The sequence below is a fragment of the Acinetobacter sp. YH12152 genome (assembly GCF_013418285.1).
Classification (GTDB): Bacteria; Pseudomonadota; Gammaproteobacteria; order Pseudomonadales; family Moraxellaceae; genus Acinetobacter; species Acinetobacter amyesii.
Genome location: NZ_VPCH01000097.1, coordinates 1 through 3,984 on the forward strand (window position 1 = coordinate 1; position 3,984 = coordinate 3,984).

At 31.9% G+C, this 3,984-nt stretch carries 4 protein-coding genes; 3 read left to right on the top strand and 1 reads right to left on the bottom strand.

What is annotated here, in order from left to right; genetic code table 11:
* Nucleotides 1-305: 305 nt before the first annotated feature.
* Nucleotides 306-632, bottom strand: coding sequence for a helix-turn-helix domain-containing protein (locus FTU83_RS16850; RefSeq protein WP_180022930.1), 327 nt, complete (start codon nucleotides 630-632; stop codon nucleotides 306-308).
* 304 nt (nucleotides 633-936) lie between these two features.
* Here FTU83_RS16850 and FTU83_RS16855 point away from each other — a divergent pair, with 304 nt between their 5' ends.
* From FTU83_RS16855 to FTU83_RS16865, 3 genes are all read left to right on the top strand, one after another.
* On the top strand, nucleotides 937-1,419 hold the full coding sequence (locus tag FTU83_RS16855; protein ID WP_180022928.1) for a hypothetical protein: 483 nt from the start codon (nucleotides 937-939) through the stop codon (nucleotides 1,417-1,419).
* Nucleotides 1,420-1,666: 247 nt separating this feature from the next.
* Complete coding sequence (locus FTU83_RS16860; protein WP_014538385.1) at nucleotides 1,667-2,635, top strand: IS30 family transposase; 969 nt, start codon at nucleotides 1,667-1,669, stop codon at nucleotides 2,633-2,635.
* A 100-nt stretch (nucleotides 2,636-2,735) separates the two neighbouring features.
* Nucleotides 2,736-3,515, top strand: a complete 780-nt coding sequence (locus FTU83_RS16865; RefSeq protein ID WP_000422634.1) for an APH(3')-VI family aminoglycoside O-phosphotransferase — start codon at nucleotides 2,736-2,738, stop codon at nucleotides 3,513-3,515.
* The last annotated feature ends 469 nt before the right edge of the window (nucleotides 3,516-3,984 follow it).

The following is a 3,984-nucleotide window of genomic DNA, read 5'->3' on the forward strand; positions in this document are numbered from 1 at the left end:
TTCGCAAGAGATGCGATGGATGTCTGATTATTTGTAGTCATAAATTTAAGTCCCCACTTGTTTCTAAGTGGGGACTAAATTAAGGCTTATAGGATGAATTCAGAAGGTGTGTTCAGCGGACGCTTACGAAGTAAATACTTATAGTTGACGTTATTGTTGATTAGAGCACATTTATGTGGTTATTCAAGGAGTTGATCTATACTTTTTACGAAAAGTATTTACGATCTAAAATTAGCATACAGTACGTGTGATAAAGAAGCTTAATTAATTCTTTTATAAACGTCATAAGCGCTAATCAATTGACATCAATCGGTAAGTTCTTCTGAATTATCAATAAATTTTAAAACTTCCAATTTCTGTAAATATGTCATCAAATGAATTTTTAAAATAATTTCGGCCATTAAATCATCATTAGTATAAAAATAAGCGACAGGAACCTCTAAAACATCTGCAATTTTTGTCGCCATAAGAAAGTCAGGAACATGTTTTCCAGTCTCATATTGATTCATCCGAGCACTTGCGGATGATTCATCAATACCGGCCAATATCCCTAAACGTTCTTGGGACAAGTTCTTTGTTTTTCGAGCAATTCTTAAACGTATAGAGAAAACATTTGAATTATGTTGTGACATTAGTTCAGATATAAACCATAAAACTAAGATTTTCTTAGTTTTAAATTGATTTATTACTAAGGATTCCTTAGTATTCATACATCTCAGGAAATTTTACTTTTATCGAATCATGCGACTGAAAAGTGATAGATTATTTTCCTTTAAATTTTTAAAATTGATAATTTTTCGGAGTGCGTTTAATGAACTTAAAGCTAATGATAAAGGGCATACAATCTGTAAAGATACCTCGGTTTCAGTAAGCTACAACTTAGAATTTAGAATCTATAAATTGAAAATTAGCTATCATCTTTCCAAGATAAGGCATATGAAAGAAATTAAAAATGCAGTTAAAGAACAGTTCTTACACGTTATTGAGCGACAAACTATTCTAGTCATGTTTACTCCAAAAGAGATCTGGATTCAATTTGATACCATTTCAGATGAAATAAAACAGCAGACTTATGCTCTTCTAAGAGAGCTTGTAAGACAGGATTACCTCACAGAAGTTATTAGCTCGAATGGAAAAAAATATTATTCAGAAACTTCAAAATTGGAAAATTTTAGATTTGATCATTGCAAATTTAAAGCAACTGAAATATTAAACAAAAAATTAATTGAAATTAGACAACAAGAATTAGATAAAAACTATGAAATTAAATTAACTAACGAACTAATTAAAGAAATTCCTGAGTTAGATTTCTGCTTAGAAAAATATATCAATAACATTAGTTTTGACTTAAAAAATATTATAAAAAAGAAAAACAATATAGCTAATATTATTAAAAATATTGAATCTTGTATTTATTAATAATTTTAATATTTATTTTTGGATGACATTTAAAGGCTTTAATTATAAAGTTAATGTCATCTATTGATCATACATGGATTGGTATTTATATAAAATCAGACATTTAGTTGAGAATGAATTCTGTCGGTTGAAGCAGGGCAGAGTAAAACTTGAAGTGCGACATAAACCACCTAATTAATTTAAAGGGTTTATGGAGTATATAAAATTGTCATACCATCATCTTAACTTTGAAGATCGTACTGCATTAATGCTTGAGTCAAGAAAAGAAGGCTTTTCAGCCAGAAAATTTGCTGAACTTATTAAAAGACATCCTAGTACGATCTATCGTGAGCTTAAAAGAAATAGCATCAATGACGTTTATCAAGCTCGATATGCTTCTGATAACACTTTTGCTAGACGTAGACGTGGTCACAGAAAACTCAAAATCGATTCAATCCTCTGGAAATTTATTGTTGAAGCGATCCGTTGTTTATGGTCTCCTCAGCAAATAGCAAAGCGTTTAAAGACATTTCCTGATTTGGATCAAACAATGAATGTAAGCCATACAACGATTTATTCAACGATACGAGCATTACCCAAGGGTGAGTTGAAAAAAGACTTATTATCCTGTCTACGTCATGAAAATAAAAAGCGAAAAGCTAACGGTGAACCTAAAAAAGATTCTATATTACAGGATATTAAAACTATTCATGAGCGCCCAGCCGAAGTTCAAGAAAGAAAAATACCGGGTCATTGGGAAGCTGATTTAATTAAAGGTAAAGACAATAAAAGTTCGATAGCAACACTTATTGAACGAAATACACGGCTCTGTATCTTGGCAACATTACCTGATGCAAAGGCAGAATCAGTGCGCAAGGCTTTAACTGAAGCTCTGAAATATTTACCTGCAGAACTGCGTAAAACGTTGACCTATGACCGTGGACGCGAGATGGCAGAACATAAAATACTTGAAGAAGATTTAGGCATAGATGTATATTTCTGTGACCCACATTCACCCTGGCAAAAAGGCACATGCGAAAATATGAATGGTTTAATTAGGCAATATTTACCTAAAGGGATTGATTTAAATCAGGCAGATCAGCATTATTTAAATCAAGTTGCCATGTCACTGAATACTCGTCCTAGAAAAGCGTTAGATTGGCTTACACCATTAGAGAAATTTGCTCAGCTTGTTGATTATCATAAGACTTTTCAAACTGTCGCACCTCATGTTTGAATTCGCCCCATATTTTTGCTACAGTGAACCTAATTAAGATCATCTATTTACTAGGCCTCGCATTTGCGGGGTTTTTAATGCTGAATAAAAGGAAAACTTGATGGAATTGCCCAATATTATTCAACAATTTATTGGAAACAGCGTTTTAGAGCCAAATAAAATTGGTCAGTCGCCATCGGATGTTTATTCTTTTAATCGAAATAATGAAACTTTTTTTCTTAAGCGCTCTAGCACTTTATATACAGAGACCACATACAGTGTCTCTCGTGAAGCGAAAATGTTGAGTTGGCTCTCTGAAAAATTAAAGGTGCCTGAACTCATCATGACTTTTCAGGATGAGCAGTTTGAATTCATGATCACTAAAGCGATCAATGCAAAACCAATTTCAGCGCTTTTTTTAACAGACCAAGAATTGCTTGCTATCTATAAGGAGGCACTCAATCTGTTAAATGCAGTTGCTATTATTGATTGTCCATTTATTTCAAACATTGATTATCGGTTAAAAGAGTCAAAATTTTTTATTGATAACCACCTCCTTGACGAGATAGATCAAGATGATTTTGAGGCTGAATTATGGGGAGACCATAAAACTTACATAAGTCTATGGAATGAGTTAAATGAGACTCGTGTTGAAGAAAGATTGGTTTTTTCTCATGGCGATATCACGGATAGTAATATTTTTATAGATAAATTCAATGAAATTTATTTTTTAGATCTTGGCCGTGCTGGGTTAGCAGATGAATTTGTAGATATATCCTTTGTTGAACGTTGCCTAAGAGAGGATGCATCGAAGGAAACTGCGAAAATATTTTTAAAGCATTTAAAAAATGATAGACCTGACAAAAGGAATTATTTTTTAAAACTTGATGAATTGAATTGATTCCAAGCAATATCTAAAAATACTTAACTGTCTTTTTAAGTTGCTAAGTTTTAAATAAATAAGTGAAAAAAGTTAGTGAAGCTACTGATTTAAAGCTTTATATAGCCAATGAATCTAAATTTTGGTTTTTAAAATGAACTTATTTAAAATAGCTAAAGCTGTTTATTAGCTTAACTTGTGATTTAAGTTTTTTTGAATATAAAATTGTTAATTTATTAGCTTTACAAGTTTATTTAAATTTCATCGTGCAACATTTTTAACAAATTTTATTATCGATGGTATTTTTTTGTCTGCTTTTCTTTTCCTAGTCTTTTATCTATCCGTCAACCATATAGGGCAGAGGGCTTTGTTGCACAAACCTATCTGTAAAGGCTTTTTCAGCGATATAATTTTCAAATGAAGAAGCCTACACACAAAATCTATCGCACAACCAATTGGCCCGCATATAACCGAGCACTCATGAGTCGCG

Excerpts from the sequence above, each read along its gene's own strand:
- FTU83_RS16850 (WP_180022930.1), bottom strand. The coding sequence starts at position 632 with ATGTCACAACATAATTCAAATGTTTTCTCTATACGTTTAAGAATTGCT.
- FTU83_RS16855 (WP_180022928.1), top strand. The coding sequence starts at position 937 with ATGAAAGAAATTAAAAATGCAGTTAAAGAACAGTTCTTACACGTTATT.
- FTU83_RS16860 (WP_014538385.1), top strand. The coding sequence starts at position 1,667 with ATGCTTGAGTCAAGAAAAGAAGGCTTTTCAGCCAGAAAATTTGCTGAA.
- FTU83_RS16865 (WP_000422634.1), top strand. The coding sequence starts at position 2,736 with ATGGAATTGCCCAATATTATTCAACAATTTATTGGAAACAGCGTTTTA.